This window comes from Moellerella wisconsensis, assembly GCF_022592395.1.
GTDB classification, from domain to species: Bacteria; Pseudomonadota; Gammaproteobacteria; order Enterobacterales; family Enterobacteriaceae; genus Moellerella; species Moellerella wisconsensis.
The window spans coordinates 924,362-944,242 of sequence record NZ_CP093242.1 but is presented as its reverse complement, the minus strand read 5'-3'; the positions used below and the strand labels follow the sequence as shown (position 1 = coordinate 944,242).

Sequence of the window (19,881 nt, the reverse complement as noted above, 5' to 3'; positions counted from 1 at the left end):
CTGTAATACTTTGACTATAACGCCAATATTAACGACGATCACCAAAGATGCGTAGCAGCATCAAGAACAGGTTGATAAAGTCTAAATACAGCGTTAATGCACCTAAAATCGACGATTTACGCATCATTTCTTTATCGTTTTCGTCAATTTGAGCACCCATTTCTTTCAGCTTCTGAGTATCATACGCGGTGAGTCCAGCAAAAATCAGTACTCCTGCGTAAGTCACTATCCAGTACATTGCCGGGCTTTGCAGCCAAATATTGACCAGTGAAGCGATAACTAAACCAATCAGTGCCATGAACAGGAAATTGCCCATACCCGTTAAACTGCGCTTGGTGGTATAACCATAAACGCTCAACGCACCAAACATCGCGGCTGTAATAAAGAAGGTGCTGGCAACAGACACGGGAGTATATGCGGCGATAATTACCGATATAGTTAATCCTGTCAGCACCGAATAGAGCATAAACATCCCGGTTGCTGCCATTCCATTTAATTTAGGCAGTAAAAAGGATAATCCAAGCACTAGGCCGAACTCAGCAATAATTAAGCCAAAAAACAAGATGTTATTAGTTGCAATAGTGTAATATAAACCACTGCTAATTGAATACCAGGCAACAAATGCGGTCAGTAATAGACCGACAGTCATCCAGCCATAGACCTGAGCCATATAAGCCTGAATGCCTGCATTTGCGCGCTGGACGAGAGAATCATTACCACTACGTTGATTAAATCGATCCATGATGGTTACCCTTCATCATATGTGAAAATTAGTAGCTGAACATTCAGCCACACTACAAATTCATTCAAAGTTTATCACAACTGTATGACATTGCCATGCAACAAACCGTCAATAAACTGCGTTCACTTGCGACAAATTACCTATCTTGACAATAAGCTCGCGATCATGAGTGCTCGCCTAACTCGATAACCAACGTTCTGCAGATTGTTTGTCTGAATCTTTGGCTTCAATCCAACGTTCATTAGTCGGAAGTTTCTCTTTTTTCCAAAATGGCGCTTTAGTTTTCAAAAAATCCATAATAAATTCAGCGGCCTCAAAAGCAGCAGAACGGTGGGAACTAGTGACCCCAACAAAAACAATTTCATCACCCGGAGCTAATGTTCCTACACGGTGGATGACACTCACACGCTGTAATGGCCAGCGTTTTCTCGCTTCCTCCACGATATTATTTAAAGCTTTTTCTGTCATTCCGGGATAATGCTCTAGCGTCAATAAGCTAACTTCATCGCCTAAATTATGGTTTCGTACTTTACCGGTAAAGGTCACAACTGCGCCATCGCTGTCACAGCGAGATAACCATTCATATTGTTCAGCCAGACTAAAATTGTCCGTTTGTACACTAATATGAGTATTTGCCATGATGATTATCCTCCCGTTACCGGTGGAAAAAATGCCACTTCATCACCGGCTTTCAGTGGATAATCCCCTGCGACAAATGATTGATTCACCGCAGTAAGCAGCTTGCCATCTTCTAATGCCAATGCCCAACGAGGGCCTTGGGCGATTAATTGTTGGCGCAATGCATTGACATCCGAATATTCGTCACTAAGTTCCAGTTTATCTGTACCGACTAGTTCTCTAACCTGCGCAAAAAATAAAACTGTTATCATGCATCCACCTTAAAATGACCTGATTTACCACCCGTTTTTTCTAATAATCTTACAGGCCCAATAACTATATCTTTTTGAACCGCTTTGCACATATCATAAATCGTTAATGCGGCAACCGATGCCGCCGTTAGCGCTTCCATTTCTACGCCGGTTTTTCCGGTTAAACGGCAGCAAGATTCGATGCGTACACGATTATGCTCAACTTGAGCCTCTAGAATAACTTCAACTTTAGTTAATAATAATGGGTGGCATAATGGAATTAATTGCCAAGTACTTTTCGCGGCTTGTATACCCGCAATTCGTGCGGTGGCAAATACATCACCTTTATGATGACTGCCGTTAACAATCATGGCTAATGTTTCTTGGTTCATGGTGACAAAAGCTTCTGCTTTTGCTTCTCTAACAGTTTCAGCTTTTGCAGATACATCCACCATATGGGCTTCACCTGCCGCATTAATATGAGTTAATTTAGACATATATAGCTTCCTATGAATATGTATGAGTGGCAGCGAGGCGGCTCATAAAGAGGCTTCTCATCAATAAACCGACAATAATACAATCACTCAAAAAATGATAAATAGCGAGCTAGCCGCCGATAACCGAAAGATTTGGCGTAATTCCACTGTTACCCTGATGCAGAAAGTGGGTTTCTCGTTTCGATGTTAATCCGCGTTGGATGCGTGATTTTAATTCTTCATTACAGCTATCATCGGCCAGCAGATCACGCAAAGGGATACCATTTTCGCCAAATAAACACAGATGTAAATTACCAACTGCTGAGACTCTCAAACGATTACAACTTTGGCAAAAGTCTTTTTCATAAGGCATGATTAAGCCGATTTCGCCTTGATAATCAGGGTGTGAGAAAACTTGAGCAGGACCATCGCTTCTGGCTTTTGGTAATTGATACCAACCCATTTCAATTAATCGACTACGAATAGTTGCACCGGGAACATGGAAACGATTAAACATTTCGCTGCCCTCTCCCGTTTCCATTAATTCAATAAAACGTAATTGGATTGGACGGTGTTTTATCCAGTTAAGGAAGGATGTTAAGGCGATATCATTGACGTTTTTCATTAACACGGCATTGACTTTTATTTTTTTAAAACCAGCATCAAATGCAGCATCGATACCGCTCATCACTTGGAAAAATTTATCTTGCCCTGTAATTGCAGCAAATTGACGCGGATCTAAGCTATCAATACTGACATTGATGGCGTCGAGCCCTGCATCTTTCCATGCTGCAACATCACGCTCCATTCTATAGCCATTAGTGGTTACAGCAATTTTTTTAATCGATTTATTTTCGTTGATGGTCGCAATGATGTCAGTGAAGTCTTTACGCATTGTTGGCTCTCCGCCGGTAATACGTACTTTTTCAGTCCCTAACTCAGCAAAAGCTTGGCCAATCCGCCGAATTTCATCGCGAGTTAAAAATTCATGACGACCACGAGGTTTATATCCATTAGGCAGGCAATAAGTACAACGAAAGTTGCACACATCGGTAATAGATAGTCTTAAATAATAAAATTTTCTCGCAAAAGGATCTACAAGTTGTTGCATATTACACCTTTCCAAATACGGGAGATGCGGACATTTCTATCATGCACCCTGGTGACTCGTCGGCCACGGCCAGAGCATCATATTTGTAATCACAAACTTAGACACACAGGCTAGGAGTTTTTATTGCATTTAATTTATAGCTAGTCAGATTACTGCGTTATTAATTAATAACTAATCGATAATGTAAATTAGTGCGGATTGATACGCCCAATAACGCATTAAAACTGGTTAGTTTCAAAAATTGAACACATTCATTGGCGATGACTGTAGCGCAAACAAGCTTAAAAATCCAATTAGAAATTCGATATATAATTTAATATACAACGACTTACAGAAATAATGAGGAAAAATTAAAAGCAATAAAACAATTAATTTTAACTATTTTGATATGGTCACTGATCCAAAAGTTTGGTTTCATGCTAAATTAGCGCGCAAATTACGAGAGAACAATATTTACGGTCGCTAAATAATTGAAGATAACTATAAAAAATAACTTATCATCTCAAAATAAGTATTCAAATATCGCCTGTAAATAATATGATGTTAATAGGAAAATTATGTCAAATAATGGTCTTGCTGCCCTCAATCATGTTGTCGCATTAGGTGGCGGCCATGGTCTCGGGCGTGTTATGTCCTCACTTTCAGCGCTGGGTCCACGATTAACCGGTATCGTTACCACTACCGATAATGGTGGCTCTACGGGCAGGATCCGTCGCTCAGAAGGCGGAATTGCATGGGGAGATATGCGTAATTGCCTTAATCAATTAATTACAGAGCCATCAATTGCATCAGCAATGTTTGAATATCGTTTTAGCGGTAATGGTGAGCTATCTGGGCATAATTTAGGCAATTTAATGCTAAAATCCTTAGATCACCTCAGTATTAGGCCATTAGAAGCCATTAATTTAATTCGTAATTTATTAAAAGTTGATGCGTATTTAATTCCCATGTCAGAACAACCGGTAGATTTAATGGCTATCGATAATATGGGTAATGAAATATATGGCGAAGTTAATGTGGATCAACTCAACGCGATACCGCAAGAATTACAGCTGTATCCACGAGTAAAAGCCACCGCAGAAGCGATTGAAGCTATTCATAAGGCCGATCTTATATTGATTGGACCCGGCAGTTTTTTTACCAGTTTAATGCCTCTGCTGCTTATCGATGAATTATCTGTAGCGCTTAATGAATGCCGTGCACCGCTGATTTATATCGGTAATTTAGGCAAAGAATTGAGCCCATCGGCAGCAAGTTTGACCTTAAATGAAAAGTTGTTGATGATGGAACATAAAATCGGGCGCAAAAAAATAGAAGCGATAATTGTCGGCCCAAGAACCAATATCGACTCTGTCAATCAACAACGTATTATCACTCAAATGGTATTGGAAGCAGAAGATATACCCTATCGACATGACCGTGAATTACTTCATTTAGCCATTGAAAATAGCGTACAAAAACTGATTGCCGCCGCTATATTATAAACCTTGGTTGCTGCGCCTAATATTTTTTATATCCACTATATTTCTAATATCAACCTCCAATAACACGATTAACTTAGCCGCGGAGGCTATTAAAAAAACTCCGCGGTTAATTCTGCCATTAATATAGACGGATGGTATATTATGAATTGGCAATAAATAACGCTCTCAACGTTAATATTTCATCACGCAATTCAGCCGCCTGCTCAAATTCTAAGTCTTGCGCTGATTGATACATTTTAGCTTCTAATTGCTGAATTTTCACTTCTAACTCTTTCGCCGAAAGATTACGATAATCCTCATTGATCTGACTGGATTTAGCCAAAGATGCAGATTTACCTTTCGGTTTACCCACTTTGTGACCTATTTGTAATATATCGCCGATTTTCTTGTTTAATCCTTGAGGCACAATCCCATGTTGTTGATTGAAAGCCATTTGTTTTTCACGGCGGCGTTCAGTTTCACGAATAGCTTTCTCCATTGATGCCGTTATCCTATCGCCATAAAGAATTGCTTTGCCGTTTAAATTTCGTGCCGCACGACCAATAGTCTGGATCAATGAACGTTCAGAACGTAGAAAACCTTCTTTATCGGCGTCAAGAATAGCCACCAGCGAAACTTCGGGCATATCAAGCCCTTCTCGCAGTAAGTTAATCCCAACCAACACATCAAACTCACCTAAACGTAAATCACGAATAATTTCCACACGCTCGACTGTATCAATATCAGAGTGTAAGTAGCGAACTTTCTCGCCATGCTCTTCCAAATATTCAGTCAAATCTTCTGACATTCGCTTAGTTAATGTAGTAACCAATACACGCTCATTTTTTTCAACTCGCAAACGAATTTCAGACAATAAATCATCAATTTGAGTCGCGACTGGGCGTACTTCAATTACCGGATCTAGAAGCCCAGTTGGACGTACAACTTGTTCAATAATATCGTTTTCAGATTTTTCTAACTCGTATTTACCCGGTGTCGCAGAAACATAAATCGTCTGCGGAGCTAATGCCTCAAATTCTTCAAATCGCAATGGTCGATTATCCAATGCGGAGGGTAAACGAAAGCCATACTCAACGAGAGTCTCTTTACGTGATCTATCACCACGATACATGGCGCCAATTTGGGGAATAGTCGCGTGAGATTCATCAATTACCAATAAGCCATCTGCCGGTAAATAATCAAACAATGTTGGCGGTGGCTCGCCCGGACCTCGGCCCGATAAATAGCGTGAATAGTTTTCAATGCCGGAGCAATAACCCAGTTCATTCATCATTTCTAAATCAAATTGAGTTCGCTGTGAGACACGCTGTTCTTCGACTAATTTATCATTAGCCAACAAAATCTTACGCCGATCTGCTAGCTCAACTTTAATCTTTTCCATTGCATCAAGAATACGTTCACGCGGCGTCACATAGTGGGTTTTTGGGTACACGGTATAACGCGGTACAGTATGCTGAATCTGGCCGGTTAAAGGATCAAATATCGAGAGTCGTTCAACCTCTTCATCGAATAACTCAACCCGCAAAGCATGCTCATCGGATTCTGCCGGAAAAATATCAATCACTTCGCCCCGTACCCGGAATGTTCCGCGCTGGAAGGCTTGATCATTACGGCTGTATTGCAAATCGGCCAGACGGCGCAAAATGGAACGCTGGTCGATTATCATCCCTACGCTCAAATGCAGCATCATTTTGAGATAACTGTCCGGATCGCCCAAACCATAAATCGCTGAGACCGATGCTACAACTATCACATCACGTCGCTCTAATAAGGCTTTAGTTGCAGAAAGCCGCATCTGTTCAATATGTTCATTCACTGAGGCGTCTTTTTCAATAAAGGTGTCGGAACTGGGAACATAGGCTTCAGGTTGGTAATAATCGTAATATGAAACAAAATATTCAACCGCATTGTCGGGAAAGAATTCTTTCATTTCACTGTATAACTGCGCGGCTAGGGTTTTATTGTGCGCCATAATCATCGTTGGACGATTTTCTTTGGCGATAACGTTAGCTATCGTAAAGGTCTTCCCTGAACCCGTCACCCCGAGCAATGTTTGATGGGCTAAACCATCTTCCAATCCTTCGGATAAGCGGCGTATTGCCTCTGGCTGATCCCCAGCAGGCTGAAAATCAGAATGTAATTTAAATACTTTACTCATTGAGACGACCTCTTACCGATAACGACATTCATGATGCTGGATATAATTACAGCGCCAAGTATAACGTAAAAAAACATTACTGTTATTTTTATCCTATGACTTGATACAGTATCGAGTGAAAAAGTATCGAGAAAAAATGATGTTATCCCCAAAATTTAACTTGACCCGTGATTATTTTTATATTTTATACTGTTGCTAGATATCTCTAATGCCCCATAAAAAAAATAAATCTTGATTTTAAATAACTCATTGTATTTAATGTCTTTTTAATAAGAGCCGAGAATAGCAACAACTTACGCCAAAGCCGCATGACGCCTTAGGTTAAGCTATTATTGAGAATTTAATTCACAGGGTTATCCACAGAAATAGTGGATAACTCGCTAAATCCTTTTTTTATATGCAACTTATGTGATTAGTGGTCAGGTAGACTTGGACAATAACGTGATTATTGATTTATTTTCTTTGGCTTATTTTTGCGCGTAATTGCATTTAAAAATAGTGTTTTTTAATTTTTATGGTGCTCTATTAACTTAATCAATACGTGATAAAGATGAGCGCATTATCTCGGTACGACAAATCCACAGTATTTTCTCATACTTATTTTACTATTATCGTACCAAGAATAATGCGCACTAAATGCCGGCTAAAAAGATATGAATCGATAATAAACTACACCGCTAATTTGTGTAATTGCAAATATTGACCGACAGTCGCGATATCGCCTTCCGTTAAATGCGGAATAATCCCCAAACACGGTGCTGGGATCATACGTTCTAACGTAGCTAAATATTCGGCTTGATAGGTTCCTGCTGGCTCGATTTCATTCGCCACCCATCCAGCCAAGGTTAAATTGGCCTGTTTTATGGCTTGTACAGTTAGTAATGCGTGATTAATACAGCCTAATTTAACCCCAACAGTTAAAATGACAGGGAAGTTCCATTCAATCGCCCAATCGGCAAATGTTTGTTCTGCGCTTAAAGGTGTATACCAACCTCCTGCGCCCTCAACCAGTAACCATTGTGCTTTTTGCTGCAAATGAACCAGTCCCCGAGACATCACTGAAAACTGTATCGGTTGGTTTAATTGTTGACTAATAATGTGTGGCGATGTTGGTTGCTCAAAAACGACGGGATTAACTTCAGCGTAATTTAGCCTTAATGTACTGTTTTTTTGAAGTAATAATGCGTCACCATTGCGCAGTCCGCGCTCGGTTTGCTCGCTCCCTGAAGCAACCGGTTTATAACCTGCGGTCTGGTAACCTTCAGCCGCGGCCGCTTGTAATAAAGCACAACTGACCACTGTTTTACCCACCTCGGTATCGGTCCCGGTAATAAAATATATTTTAGTCACGATATAACACTCCAAAAACTGTTTGATAAGTCAGCGGGTAACGGTCATTAACTGTAGGATAAACTTGTTCTAGTTGATTTAATTGCTGACGAGTCATCAAACCAGACTGCCGGCCTTGAGTTAAATGTGTCGCACCAATACCTTTTAAAGAACGTAATAAGCCATTAAGAGTGGTATAAGTTGGTGTAATAGGCTGTAATAACAAATTGTTACGCCAACTAGAACACGTCGACTTTATTGAGGAAAGCGCTAAGAAATGGTTAACGTGAGTTTTATTGTCGACCTGCTGCCAAGCTTGGGATAATTCAACTAATGATCCCTCGGCTAAGGTGGTAAAAATGACCCATCCACCCGATTTAGTCACCCGATACAATTCACTCAATGCAATATCGAGAGGGTCACACCATTGGATAGCTAAATTACTAAAAGTTACGTCAAAACTTTTATCGGCTATCGGTATCGCTTCCATATCCGCGCAGATAAAATGTTGAGCGCTGCCTTTTTTACGGGCAACCTCTAACATGCCAGAGGATAAGTCTAATGCGGTAACTTCTGCCCCTTGTTGTTGAAATACATCGCTAAAATATCCAGTACCACATCCCGCATCTAATATTTTTTTACCGCACAATGGCCGCGTAGAGACGGTGTTCTGCAATAATAATTTACTGGCTTTACTAGCAATGGCTGAAAACAGCGATGAATTCATCGGGTCGGTTGTAGGAAATTGCCGAATTAATTGAACCAATAATTGATACAGTAAATATCCAGTTTGTTGCTGAAACTCTGCCACATTGTCATAGTGCGCTGCCGCACGACCAAACGCCTGAGCAATTTTATGCTTTTGTTCACTTAACGCCATAGTTATCAATACCATAGTTCTTGATACCATAACTCTTGATACCATAGTTCTCAATACCACAGTTGCCAATACTATAGTTACCAATGACCTCCACTAACTTTTCTATATCATCCGGACAATGCGAGGCACTGAGCGTAATCCGTAACCGTGCGCTCCCAGGGGGAACAGTCGGAGGGCGAATAGCTTGTGCCCAGATATTTTGTTCAGCTAAATAGCAAGCTAACTGTAAACTGCGTTGATTAGACCCGACAATGACCGGCTGGATAGCGGTTAAAGATGGCCCGAGAGTCAACATTTGCTCAGCGGATAATGAAGCATTATTGCTGCCCATCAATTCAGCAAAACGTTGGCGAAATAACTGAATATTGGCATTTAGTCGTTCTCGTTGCTCATCGGCTTGTTTAATTTGTCGAACCGTTTCTTGTAAGGCGATCGCCTGAGCAGGCGGCATAGAGGTGCTGTAAATTAAATGGCGTGCGCACTGGATAAAATAGTCGGCACTGTCGTTATCACACAGGACAGCCGCACCACTCATACCAAATGCCTTACCGAAAGTAACAATTAATATTTCCGGTTTGATACCGTTGGCATCACAGCTTCCGCGCCCTTGATATCCTTTCACGCCAATACCGTGCGCATCGTCAACCATTAACCAGGCCGCATGCTGCCGCGTCAAACTCTGTATAGTCGATAAAGGCGCTTCGTCGCCATCCATACTAAATACTCCCTCAGTTACCACCAGCGTTTTTCCTATTGTTGGTTTATTGAGGAGTTGCTCGAGTGACGCTAGATTATTATGTTTAAAACGACGTAAATTGGCATTTGACAGCATCGAAGCTTCAATAATAGAGGCATGGCTGAATTTGTCGGTTAAAATCGTATCATTTTTAGCCATTAATGCGGAGATCACTGCTTGATTTGCGGCAAAACCAGAAATAAATAACAGCGCCTTAGGATACCCCAGCCATTCGGCTAAACTCTGTTCCAATTGATGATGTGCATGGGTATATCCAGTTACATGACCCGATCCACCACTACCAACGCCATATTGATCCGCCCCACGTTTCCACGCAGCAATGACCTCGGGGTGCTGGCTTAATCCTAAATAATCATTTCCAGAAAAATTCAAATACGACTGACCATTCAGCTGAATAAATCGTCCTGTGGAACAGTCGATGACTCTGCGTTGACGCCATGCGGCGTTTTCTCGCCGCTTAGCCAATTGCTCACGAATAAATCTATTCCAATTCATCATACGGCCGCATTATAAAATTGCGCATTATCCTTAGTCAGAATTGCTTCGGCTAATTGTGCTGCTTGTTGATTATCGCCCAGTGGAGTCTGAATTTTCTCTGGATTAATATTCAATTTACGGAACAATTGAATATCAGTATTTTCATCTGGATTAGGTGTAGTTAGTAGTTTACAGCCATAAAAGACTGAGTTTGCCCCAGCCATAAAGCACAGAGCTTGTGTTTGCTCGTTCATATATTCACGACCCGCAGACAAACGAACATAAGATGTTGGCATCATAATTCGAGCTATTGCGATAGTACGAATAAAATCAAATGGATCGACTTCTTCATTATCGGCCATTGGCGTACCTTTAACTTTCATTAACATATTGATAGGCACGCTTTCTGGTGGTTTGGGTAAATTTGCCAATTGGACTAATAAGGCCGCCCGATCGCTTATTTTTTCCCCTAAACCTAAAATCCCCCCCGAGCAAACTTTGATCCCGGCTTCCCGTACATTCTCAAGAGTATTAAGCCTGTCTTGATAGCTGCGCGTGGTAATAATATTGCCGTAATATTCTGGCGAGGTATCTAAATTATGGTTGTAATAATCTAATCCCGCTTGTGCTAATCGGTCGGCTTGCTGGGTATTAATCATCCCTAACGTCATGCAGGTTTCTAGGCCGAGTGATTTAACCTCACGTACCATCATTTCTAAATACGGCATATCTCGGTCATGTGGATTACGCCAAGCCGCCCCCATACAGAAACGTGTCGAACCCGCGGCTCGTGCTTTCTTCGCAGATTCAATAACTTGCTCAACTTCCATCAGGCGCTCGGTTTCTAATCCGGTTTTATAACGCGCACTTTGAGCACAATATTTGCAATCTTCGGGGCAAGCCCCCGTTTTTATCGATAATAGCGTGCTAACTTGTATCTGCTGTGGGTCAAAATGCTGCCGATGAACTTGCTGAGCCTGAAATAATAACTCAAAAAAAGGCATATTAAACAATTCACTAGCTTGCTGCACTGTCCACTTTTTTAATTCGCTCACGCTTCTATCTCCAGTAGAAAAAAGTGTTGCCAGTTTAAATAATGCGATTATCATGTCAACCAAAATAACTAATAAAAGTTTACATGAATATGATTAATCAATCTGAATTGAGCGCTAATGATCTTGAATTTGATGCCCGACATATCTGGCATCCATATACTTCAATGAGCCATCCTATTCCGGCTTATCCTATTGTGGCGGCTGAAGGTGTCGAGCTACAGCTCGATGACGGTAGAAAATTAATTGACGGTATGTCCTCATGGTGGTCAGCAATCCATGGTTATAATCATCCCGTCCTGAATGCTGCGGCTAAATCACAATTAGACAAAATGTCACATGTAATGTTTGGTGGCATTACACATCCTCCGGCGGTTAATTTATGTCGTCAATTAGTGGCTATCACTCCCGCAGCGCTTGAATGCGTTTTTTTGGCGGATTCAGGTTCAGTTGCGGTAGAAGTCGCCTTAAAAATGGCGCTGCAATATTGGCAGGCACAGGGTGAAAAACGCCAAACCATTTTGACTATTCGCCATGGATATCATGGAGATACTTTTGGTGCGATGTCAGTCTGTGACCCCGATAACTCGATGCATGGGCTGTATAAAGGTTATCTTCCGCCACATATTTTTGTAGCCGCCCCACACTGCCGCTTTGACGCACCGTGGGATGATAACGACCTCGCGCCATTACGTGGGCAATTAGAACAAAATCATCAGCATATTGCTGCGATCATCCTCGAACCTATCGTTCAAGGCGCCGGAGGCATGCGAATTTATCATGCCAATTATTTGCGTGGCGTACGCAAGCTTTGTGATCAATATGGAATTTTGCTTATTGCCGATGAGATAGCGACGGGATTTGGCCGAACGGGCAAACTTTTTGCTTGTGATCATGCAGAAATCGCGCCTGATATTATGTGTCTAGGCAAAGCGTTAACCGGAGGATATCTTACGTTATCAGCCACATTGACTACTCGCCACGTCGCTGAAACTATCAGTAATGGCGCCGCCGGTTGCTTTATGCATGGTCCAACATTTATGGCCAATCCTCTCGCCTGTGCAGTCGCACACGCAAGCTTACACTTACTATTAAATAGTGACTGGCAAACTCGTGTTCAGCGTATTGAACAGCAATTGCATGATGAATTAATACCATTGAAATCACTTTCAACGGTTAAAGATGTGCGGGTTTTGGGGGCTATCGGCGTGGTTGAAATGCAATCAGCGGTTAATACCGCACAGTTACAGCAACAATTTGTTGCCGAGGGCGTGTGGATCCGACCATTTGGCAAGCTTATTTATTTAATGCCGCCGTATATTATTCAGCCGGAACAATTACGTAAACTTACCGCCGCAATAAGTAAAATAGTCGAACAAAATAGCCTTACAAAGGCATATTAAGCTCAATCTAAATATGCCTGAGATTAATCGGTGATATAGCACGATAAGTTAGCCGCAAAATTTCACTAATTTCCTCGTGATTTACGAGTAACTTCACAAATCACGAGGAAAAAATCGAGGCTATTTGTTAACGACAGTCACCCACATTGGACCTTTTCCTACCGGATAACGGCCAAGTTCAGTCAGTTCGCCCGTAATCTGATCAATTCGCGCCACAGAAACATGGTTTGATTTCTGCCCACAAGAAATCAAGAAACGCCCTTCCGTATCTAAATTAAACCCTCTCGGTTGAGTTTCGGTTGGATAAACACCGGCTAAAGTCAAATGCATCCCATCGTCAGAAACTAAAAAATGACTCATAATACTGTCCGAGCGCTCACAAGCATATAAATGACGACCATTCGGGGTAATATGAACATCTGCGGCCCATGGAGTGCTATTAAATCCTGCCGGATAGACATTGATATTTTGCATTTCACGATAGCGCGTAAATTGATGATAAACATTCAACGTTGCATCGAGCTCATTAATACAATAAATAACTTTTTTACTCGGATGGAAAGCTAAATGACGTGGACCAGCTCCTGCTTTGGTAGTAATCCTGTCTGCTGAGGCTTCTTTCAATCGCCCTTCAGCATTGAGATCAAATAAACGAATATGATCTTCGCCTAAACATGGCACCCACAATTGTTGATTATCACTATCTACATGGGAAGAATGTGGATTTTTGAGCCCTTCAATTACTTGGATTGGCGCGCCCGGTATACCTTGTTGAATCGGTAATACGGCGAGGTTATGCTGATGATAAGAAGGAACAAACATAAAACGGCCGCTATTATCTAAAGAAAGATGGACCGGCGTACCTGGTATCGAAGTTTGCGCCACTAAATTCAGCGTACCTTGCGGCTCAATTAGATAAGTAAGCACCCGGAAATTTGGACGCACACCGACATAAAGATATTTTCCATCCTCGCTCGCCAACATTGGCTGAGGCTGCCCCGGAACATCCAACGTTTGAAGCAGTGATAATTCACCTGCACAATTCAATGACCAAACGTGGATCTGTTGGCTTTCCGGGCTAGCAACATAAACTATCTGCTTCATCCTAACTCCTTCATTTATCTATTCATCGAGTTACGTCTACAAATCAGTTTATCAAATGACACACACTTTAGTGGCTCGATAATCAATCTGTAAACGCAATAATCTATTCTGAGGCTGCTCCGCTATTATAATATCTGAGTGAGCAGCCCATTGCTGGCAAATTCTTGTCGCTTCATCAATCAACGGAAATAACAATAAAATCAATGGTTTTGGTGTTGATGACAGCCAGATATTTATCTGATCAATGGCTTGATCAGCAGCCGGGGAAATAACCACCTCATTTTTATTAATTAGAGAAGAAGACAAAGATTGGCTATTTTCAACCATCGTATATTCACCTCCAATAAATTGATTAATATCAATAGGCTGGGTATCTAAACTTGGAATAAAAGACCAAATAGAAACATATGTTTTCCGCTGTTGGGCACGCTGGATAGCCGCCTGTAAACTGGCCGCTATTATTGAATTCTGTTCAGTTTGCAATCGGCCCTGACAAAATAAAGTGACTGACATAACCGTACTTTCCACTAGGGATCAATAGACTAATCATAACGAATTTATGATAAAAATGCGGGGATTATCACTAAACAATAAAACTATTTGTTTATCAACAATAAGCACTAAAACGGTTCAGTCGATGTTTATTATCAGTTATGATGATGACACTATAATCAAAATGTTTGCTTTCTGGGCAACTTGTTTTATTTATTCGAAAAATTTATACCTTAACGTTCAAGAAGATGAAGCTTTAATCAGTCGAGTAATCATCAAGATTATTGCCGTTGCCATATTGAATATTCGATCTACGGTTTAATAATCTCGTTTTTAAATCATGATACTAATCAGCATCTTTCTAACTTGAGATACGATAGGTATATCATCGTTAAAAATATAATTATTACTAATGAGGCCGATTTTATGTCATACCGCGTTATTGCGCTCGATCTAGATGGAACATTGCTTGATAACCAAAAAAGAATTTTACCCGAGTCACTTGAAGTCCTGCAACAAGCTCGCCAACAAGGCGTTAAAGTCCTGATTGTTACCGGACGCCACCATGTTGCTATTCGTCCTTTTTATCAAGCGCTAGAATTGGATACACCAGCTATTTGCTGTAACGGTACCTATTTATATGATTACTTAGGCAAAAAAGTTATTGAATCTGATCCATTAACGACCGATGCTGCAAGCCAAATCATACAACGCCTTGCCGATACCAATATTCATCGCTTAATGTATGTCGATGACGCTATGTTATATGACAATCAAGAAACCATCGCCAGAACCCTGCAATGGTCGAATACTTTGCCGGTTGATCTGCGCCCTAACCTGTTGCAAGTTGATGATTTCAATCAAGCCATGCACGATTATAAATCTATTTGGAAATTTGCATTAACTACGCCAGATCGTAATGAGTTGCATGAATTTACCCAATCGATTGAAAAAGATTTAGGGCTAGAATGTGAATGGTCATGGGAAGATCAGGTCGATATTGCACAAAGCGGCAACAGTAAAGGCAAACGCTTAAAGCGTTGGGTTGAATCGCAAGGATTATCGATGCAAGACGTACTTGCGTTCGGTGATAACTTTAACGATCTCAGCATGCTAACCACCGCCGGTTTAGGGGTGGCAATGGGTAATGCGGTCGATGAAATAAAGCAACAAGCAGCGTTAGTTACTCGTGATAACACCCAGCCAGGGATTGCCGAAGTGATCCGTAAATACGTGCTGTAACCGTTTTAATCCGGCTCAGGAGCGATAATCTCCTGAGCCGATTATTATCCGTTATGATCAATACAAGATATTATCAATATAAAAAACTATAAATGTCGGCTCAATGAAATACTCTTCACTTGGGCAAATAACCATTGTTCAGGCTGAATATTCAGTTCATCTTGCGCCCAACGCGTAATTCGTGCCCATAAGAAATGATCACCTAATGCCAGCTTTACATCGACCTGTTCATTATCTTCAATACATTCGACCACTTTGACGCGTAACACATTGCGAATACTGCTATTTTCAGCTTTAGTTAATGCTAAAGATACATCCGCTGCATCAATACGAATACGCACCTGATCATCTGGCTGACTGGTTATTCGAGGCATCCATAATATCTGATTTGCCACCAATACCGCGGTCATAGCATAGTCTGGGTGCTGCTTAATTACCGTAACATTAAGCACGCTGCTTAAAGAATCTTGTTGTAACCACGGACGCAAAGCACTACTGGCCCAAATATCTTCGAGCGTGCCATAGGCTTTTACTTTCCCCTGCGCCATTACGATTACGTTATCAGCTAAGCGCAATATTTCATCTAAGCTATGGCTAACATACAAAATGGGTATTTTGACATCCTGCGATAACTTTTCTAAATAAGGTAATAATTCACGTTTGCGAGGTAAATCTAAAGAAGCTAATGGCTCATCCATTAATAATATTTCGGGGGCGGTTAATAACGCACGGCCAATAGCCACACGCTGCTTTTCACCGCCAGACAATGTAATGGGGAAACGATTTAATAGCTTTTCAATCCCCAGTAACTCAATCACGGAATCAAAACGCGATGCCATTTCAGGTACCATACCGTATGTTAGGTTACCTTTAACCCGATAATGTGGAAATAAACGCGCATCTTGAAAAACATAGCCAATACTGCGTTTTTCTGGCGGTAGACAAATCTTTTTCGCTTTATCCACCAGCACGCGGCCATTGAGGACTATACGCCCGCTATCCGGTTTAGTTAGCCCACCTATCACATTAATTAATGAGGTTTTTCCTGCCCCCGATAAACCAAATATTGCTGTAATGCTTTCGGTCGGTAGCTGGGTTTTAACTTCTAATTGCAGATCGCCAAGACGCTGAGAGAAATCTAATTCTAACATGCTCCTCCCATTCGTTTTTTACCCCAACGGGTTAACCATTCGGAGGCTAATAACGAGGCCAATGCTAAACCAATTGCAATAATACACAAACGAGCCGCATCGGACTCAGCCCCCGGAGTTTCAATTAAAGTGTACATAGCCAGAGGAATGGTTCTTGTTTCACCCGGAATGTTAGAAACAAAGGTAATTGTGGCGCCAAATTCGCCTAACGAGCGAGCAAATGCCAGTACAACACCAACGATAATCCCCGGCAAGGAAAGCGGTAAGGTAATAGTGAAAAAAACTTTAATCGGTGATGCTCTGAGCGTTCTAGCCGCTTGCTCTAACCGTTGATCTACGGCCTCTAACGCCAAACGAATGGCTCGGACCATCAATGGAAATGCCACTACCGCTGATGCTAATGCAGCGCCGCGCCAGCTAAACGTAAAACTGAAACCAAACCAGTCGTATAGCCATTCACCAATAAATCCGCGCCGTCCCATACTTATTAACAATAAATAACCTACCACCACCGGCGGTAACACCAGTGGCAGGTGGATAATACTGTCAAGTAATGTCTTACCGGGGAACCGACAACGCACTAAAATCCACGCCATTAAAATCCCCAACGGTAGGCTAAAAATCACCGCGACCGTAGAGACCTTTAGGCTCAAATAGATGGCTTCCCATTCATACTCACTTAACATCTGCAAAAGTCTATTTCCTACAGTGGGCTAAACCCATATTGTTTAAAGATAACAGCTGCTTGAGGTGTTTTCAGATAGTCATAAAATTGGCGTGTTGCTGAATTATCCTGGCCTTTAACTATCGCCATTGGATATTCTACAGGTTTATGGGTATCCGCAGGGAAAATACCAACCACTTTAACTTTATCGCTAGCTACCGCGTCAGAACCGTAAACAATGCCTAATGGTGCTTCGTCACGCTCAACTAACGCCATGCCACTACGCACATTATTTGTTCTGGCTAACATTGGATTAACAGTATCCCAAGCACCTAATTTTTCTAACGATTCTTTAGCATAGATACCAACAGGAACATGATCAGGATCACCAACAGCCATACGACCACCGTCGAGCAGTTTTTTCCAATCTGTTTGCTGATTAATTTCAACTTTATCTAATTTTGAGGCTTTAGGGGCGATCAACACTAATTCATTGCCTAGCAAAGTATAACGAGTATTTTTAACCATCAATTGCTTATCAATAACATAGTCCATCCATTGCTGATCAGCAGAAATAAATAAGTTCGCCGGAGCGCCCTGTTCAATCTGACGAGCTAGGGTTGAAGATGATGCGTAAGAAGCCACAACTTGGTTATTGGTTTCTTGTTTATATTGTGCCGCGATTTCATTCAATGCATTAGTCAGCGATGCAGCAGCAAACACTGTGACTTTTTCAGCGGCAACCGCATTACCAGCTAAAGATAGAGTTACGGCAGCACTCGCGAGAAGCTTGATTAAATTTTTATTCATTATTAAATACCTATTTATTAAATATCTAGTTATTAAATATCTATAAGTGCCATTCAGTCATTGGATTGGAAACGCTGTATATATCAAGATACAACGAAAAATGAAAGGCAATAAGTGCCAAAGAGTGCACAATCTCGCTAAAAAATAAAATAAAGTTAAATTTTCACTGGAAATAAATCAATCCAGTCATATTAAGAGCTAGCCATATGAAAAATAAGCTCACCATTATTGGCAAAAAACGATGCCAAATATAGCGTCAAAGGGAATGTATCAGATGGGTAAAGATAAATGGCCGAAGAAAGGCAAAACTAAAGGGAAATAATTACCCGGCATTTAAACCGGGTAACCAATAGATAAAGGAGAATTATTTTTTCTCGGTATGATGGACATGAGCTTTAGAAAGTAGGTTGAAAAATGCCCCTAACCCATAAATTAATCCCATGATAACAGCCATTACGACTGGAACCATCAGTAGCGCAAAGCCCATACTTTTTAAAATTTCTAACATTGCGGCCTCTTTCAGTGATACTGTACCCATCAAGTCAACCTGAAGGGGCGACGAAGGGAAATATTTAGATATAACACAATTATAACTAATATTAGCGTTATAATCTGCTCTATTCTATATAATTTACTTTTGTGGCAAAGTACTAAACGTGCTTTCCAAGTCAATTCCTCAAGCCCTAACAAGAAGAACAGATATTATGCAAGCTGAAATTTTACTGACCTTAAAATTGCATGATCGGTTATTTGCTGATCCACGTCGTATTTCATTGTTAAAACAAATTCAAGCAACTGGTTCTATCAGCCAAGGCGCTAAATTGGCGGGGATCAGCTATAAAAGTGCTTGGGATGCAATTAATGAAATGAACCAAATGGCTGATGATATTCTCGTTGACCGCGCAACTGGTGGAAAAGGCGGCGGCGGAACTACACTCACCCATTATGGCGAACGTTTATTACAACTTTATGATTTATTAGCCAAAATTCAGCAAAAAGCTTTTGATGTCCTCAAAGATGATTCTCTACCTCTTGACAGTTTATTAGCTGCTATTTCTCGTTTCTCACTACAAACCAGTGCTCGTAATCAATTTTTTGGCACTTTAATTCAACGTGATCATAGCCATATCCAACAGCATGTTAAAATCCGTTTAGCTGATGGCAATACTCTGATTGATGCTGCATTGACTGAACAAAGCGCTAATCGTCTTGGCTTAAGTGAAGGTAAAGAAGTGCTGGCCTTAATCAAAGCGCCTTGGATAAAACTGATTAAAGGCCAATCGACACTTCATCAATTCGATAATGCTCTGAGTGGAAAAATCATTACCCTAGAAATAGGAGAAGAAAATAGCGAGATTATGGTGAGCCTAGATGGTGGAGAAACCTTATGCTCAACCCTTTCGAATCAAGAAGTTGACCAACAAAAATTGGCTGTAAACGATACAGTCACCGCACTATTTAATGCAGATCAAGTGATTATCGCTACTCTTTGCTAATAATTCTGCCATAAATTCTCCGATGAACCCAACTTCTTCGGGGAATTATACTATTCCACTGGAATTATTTTCTCAGCTCAAGCTATTGACATTACTCCGATTCACGCTTATTTGTGTAAGACATCATGTGATTAAATCAAGGTATAAATTAATCACCCGTTATTGGCGTAGCTTTCTCTTTGCT

At 41.0% G+C, this 19,881-nt stretch carries 20 protein-coding genes and 1 riboswitch; of the genes, 4 read left to right on the top strand and 16 right to left on the bottom strand.

Annotation, left to right across the window (positions count from 1 at the left end; genetic code table 11):
* Positions 1-28: 28 nt before the first annotated feature.
* From MNY66_RS04075 to moaA, 5 genes are all read right to left on the bottom strand, one after another.
* Positions 29-742: a Bax inhibitor-1/YccA family protein gene (locus MNY66_RS04075; protein WP_047255702.1), complete on the bottom strand. Its 714-nt coding sequence runs from the start codon at positions 740-742 to the stop codon at positions 29-31.
* A gap of 177 nt (positions 743-919) precedes the next feature.
* Positions 920-1,381, bottom strand: coding sequence for a molybdopterin synthase catalytic subunit MoaE (moaE, locus tag MNY66_RS04070; RefSeq protein ID WP_241501476.1), 462 nt, complete (start codon positions 1,379-1,381; stop codon positions 920-922).
* A 5-nt stretch (positions 1,382-1,386) separates the two neighbouring features.
* Positions 1,387-1,632, bottom strand: coding sequence for a molybdopterin synthase sulfur carrier subunit (moaD, locus tag MNY66_RS04065; protein ID WP_047255704.1), 246 nt, complete (start codon positions 1,630-1,632; stop codon positions 1,387-1,389).
* A complete protein-coding gene (gene moaC / locus MNY66_RS04060) occupies positions 1,629-2,108 on the bottom strand; it encodes a cyclic pyranopterin monophosphate synthase MoaC (RefSeq protein WP_241501475.1) in 480 nt (159 codons plus the stop codon). The genes moaD and moaC overlap by 4 nt, the downstream gene beginning before the upstream one ends.
* Positions 2,109-2,217: 109 nt before the next feature.
* Positions 2,218-3,198 (bottom strand): GTP 3',8-cyclase MoaA, encoded by a 981-nt coding sequence (gene moaA / locus MNY66_RS04055; protein WP_241501474.1) that lies wholly within the window; start codon positions 3,196-3,198, stop codon positions 2,218-2,220.
* Positions 3,189-3,327, bottom strand: a riboswitch (molybdenum cofactor riboswitch). Its footprint overlaps the gene before it by 10 nt.
* A 428-nt stretch (positions 3,328-3,755) precedes the next feature.
* Here moaA and yvcK point away from each other — a divergent pair.
* Complete coding sequence (gene yvcK, locus MNY66_RS04050) at positions 3,756-4,682, top strand: uridine diphosphate-N-acetylglucosamine-binding protein YvcK (protein ID WP_047255707.1); 927 nt, start codon at positions 3,756-3,758, stop codon at positions 4,680-4,682.
* Positions 4,683-4,821: 139 nt separating this feature from the next.
* Here the strand turns inward: yvcK and uvrB are convergent, their stop codons facing one another.
* The 5 genes from uvrB to bioB all read right to left on the bottom strand — a co-directional run bounded on the left by uvrB (position 4,822) and on the right by bioB (position 11,338).
* A complete protein-coding gene (gene uvrB, locus MNY66_RS04045) occupies positions 4,822-6,840 on the bottom strand; it encodes an excinuclease ABC subunit UvrB (RefSeq protein WP_047255708.1) in 2,019 nt (672 codons plus the stop codon).
* Between the two features lie 669 nt (positions 6,841-7,509).
* Positions 7,510-8,190 carry a dethiobiotin synthase gene (gene bioD, locus MNY66_RS04040; RefSeq protein WP_047255709.1) on the bottom strand — a complete coding sequence of 227 codons (681 nt, stop codon included), beginning with the start codon at positions 8,188-8,190 and terminating at the stop codon, positions 7,510-7,512.
* On the bottom strand, positions 8,183-9,049 hold the full coding sequence (gene bioC / locus MNY66_RS04035; protein WP_241501473.1) for a malonyl-ACP O-methyltransferase BioC: 867 nt from the start codon (positions 9,047-9,049) through the stop codon (positions 8,183-8,185). Before bioC ends, bioD begins: the two co-directional genes overlap by 8 nt.
* The gene (gene bioF, locus MNY66_RS04030; protein WP_241501858.1) at positions 9,036-10,301 is read right to left on the bottom strand and encodes an 8-amino-7-oxononanoate synthase; all 1,266 of its coding nucleotides are present in this window, start codon (positions 10,299-10,301) and stop codon (positions 9,036-9,038) included. Before bioF ends, bioC begins: the two co-directional genes overlap by 14 nt.
* Complete coding sequence (gene bioB, locus MNY66_RS04025; protein WP_047255710.1) at positions 10,301-11,338, bottom strand: biotin synthase BioB; 1,038 nt, start codon at positions 11,336-11,338, stop codon at positions 10,301-10,303. The genes bioF and bioB overlap by 1 nt, the downstream gene beginning before the upstream one ends.
* 83 nt (positions 11,339-11,421) lie before the next feature.
* Between bioB and bioA the strand changes: the two genes are divergently transcribed.
* Entirely contained in the window at positions 11,422-12,738 is a 1,317-nt protein-coding gene (gene bioA, locus MNY66_RS04020) for an adenosylmethionine--8-amino-7-oxononanoate transaminase (protein ID WP_241540931.1), read from the top strand.
* A gap of 120 nt (positions 12,739-12,858) precedes the next feature.
* Here the strand turns inward: bioA and pgl are convergent, their stop codons facing one another.
* A complete protein-coding gene (pgl, locus tag MNY66_RS04015) occupies positions 12,859-13,842 on the bottom strand; it encodes a 6-phosphogluconolactonase (RefSeq protein WP_047255711.1) in 984 nt (327 codons plus the stop codon).
* Between the two features lie 51 nt (positions 13,843-13,893).
* Complete coding sequence (locus MNY66_RS04010; RefSeq protein ID WP_241501472.1) at positions 13,894-14,355, bottom strand: hypothetical protein; 462 nt, start codon at positions 14,353-14,355, stop codon at positions 13,894-13,896.
* Positions 14,356-14,760: 405 nt separating this feature from the next.
* On the opposite strand from MNY66_RS04010, the gene MNY66_RS04005 reads away from it, so the two are divergent.
* Complete coding sequence (locus tag MNY66_RS04005; RefSeq protein ID WP_047255713.1) at positions 14,761-15,576, top strand: pyridoxal phosphatase; 816 nt, start codon at positions 14,761-14,763, stop codon at positions 15,574-15,576.
* Between the two features lie 86 nt (positions 15,577-15,662).
* On the opposite strand, the gene modC is transcribed toward MNY66_RS04005, so the two are convergent.
* The 4 genes from modC to MNY66_RS03985 all read right to left on the bottom strand — a co-directional run bounded on the left by modC (position 15,663) and on the right by MNY66_RS03985 (position 18,709).
* Positions 15,663-16,727 carry a molybdenum ABC transporter ATP-binding protein ModC gene (modC, locus tag MNY66_RS04000; RefSeq protein ID WP_047255714.1) on the bottom strand — a complete coding sequence of 355 codons (1,065 nt, stop codon included), beginning with the start codon at positions 16,725-16,727 and terminating at the stop codon, positions 15,663-15,665.
* Complete coding sequence (gene modB / locus MNY66_RS03995; RefSeq protein ID WP_047255715.1) at positions 16,721-17,413, bottom strand: molybdate ABC transporter permease subunit; 693 nt, start codon at positions 17,411-17,413, stop codon at positions 16,721-16,723. Before modB ends, modC begins: the two co-directional genes overlap by 7 nt.
* Positions 17,414-17,430: 17 nt before the next feature.
* The gene (gene modA / locus MNY66_RS03990) at positions 17,431-18,201 is read right to left on the bottom strand and encodes a molybdate ABC transporter substrate-binding protein (RefSeq protein ID WP_047255716.1); all 771 of its coding nucleotides are present in this window, start codon (positions 18,199-18,201) and stop codon (positions 17,431-17,433) included.
* 364 nt (positions 18,202-18,565) lie between these two features.
* Positions 18,566-18,709, bottom strand: coding sequence for an AcrZ family multidrug efflux pump-associated protein (locus MNY66_RS03985; RefSeq protein ID WP_047255795.1), 144 nt, complete (start codon positions 18,707-18,709; stop codon positions 18,566-18,568).
* A gap of 196 nt (positions 18,710-18,905) precedes the next feature.
* Here MNY66_RS03985 and modE point away from each other — a divergent pair, with 196 nt between their 5' ends.
* Complete coding sequence (gene modE / locus MNY66_RS03980) at positions 18,906-19,697, top strand: molybdenum-dependent transcriptional regulator (RefSeq protein ID WP_241501471.1); 792 nt, start codon at positions 18,906-18,908, stop codon at positions 19,695-19,697.
* Positions 19,698-19,881: the final 184 nt, after the last annotated feature.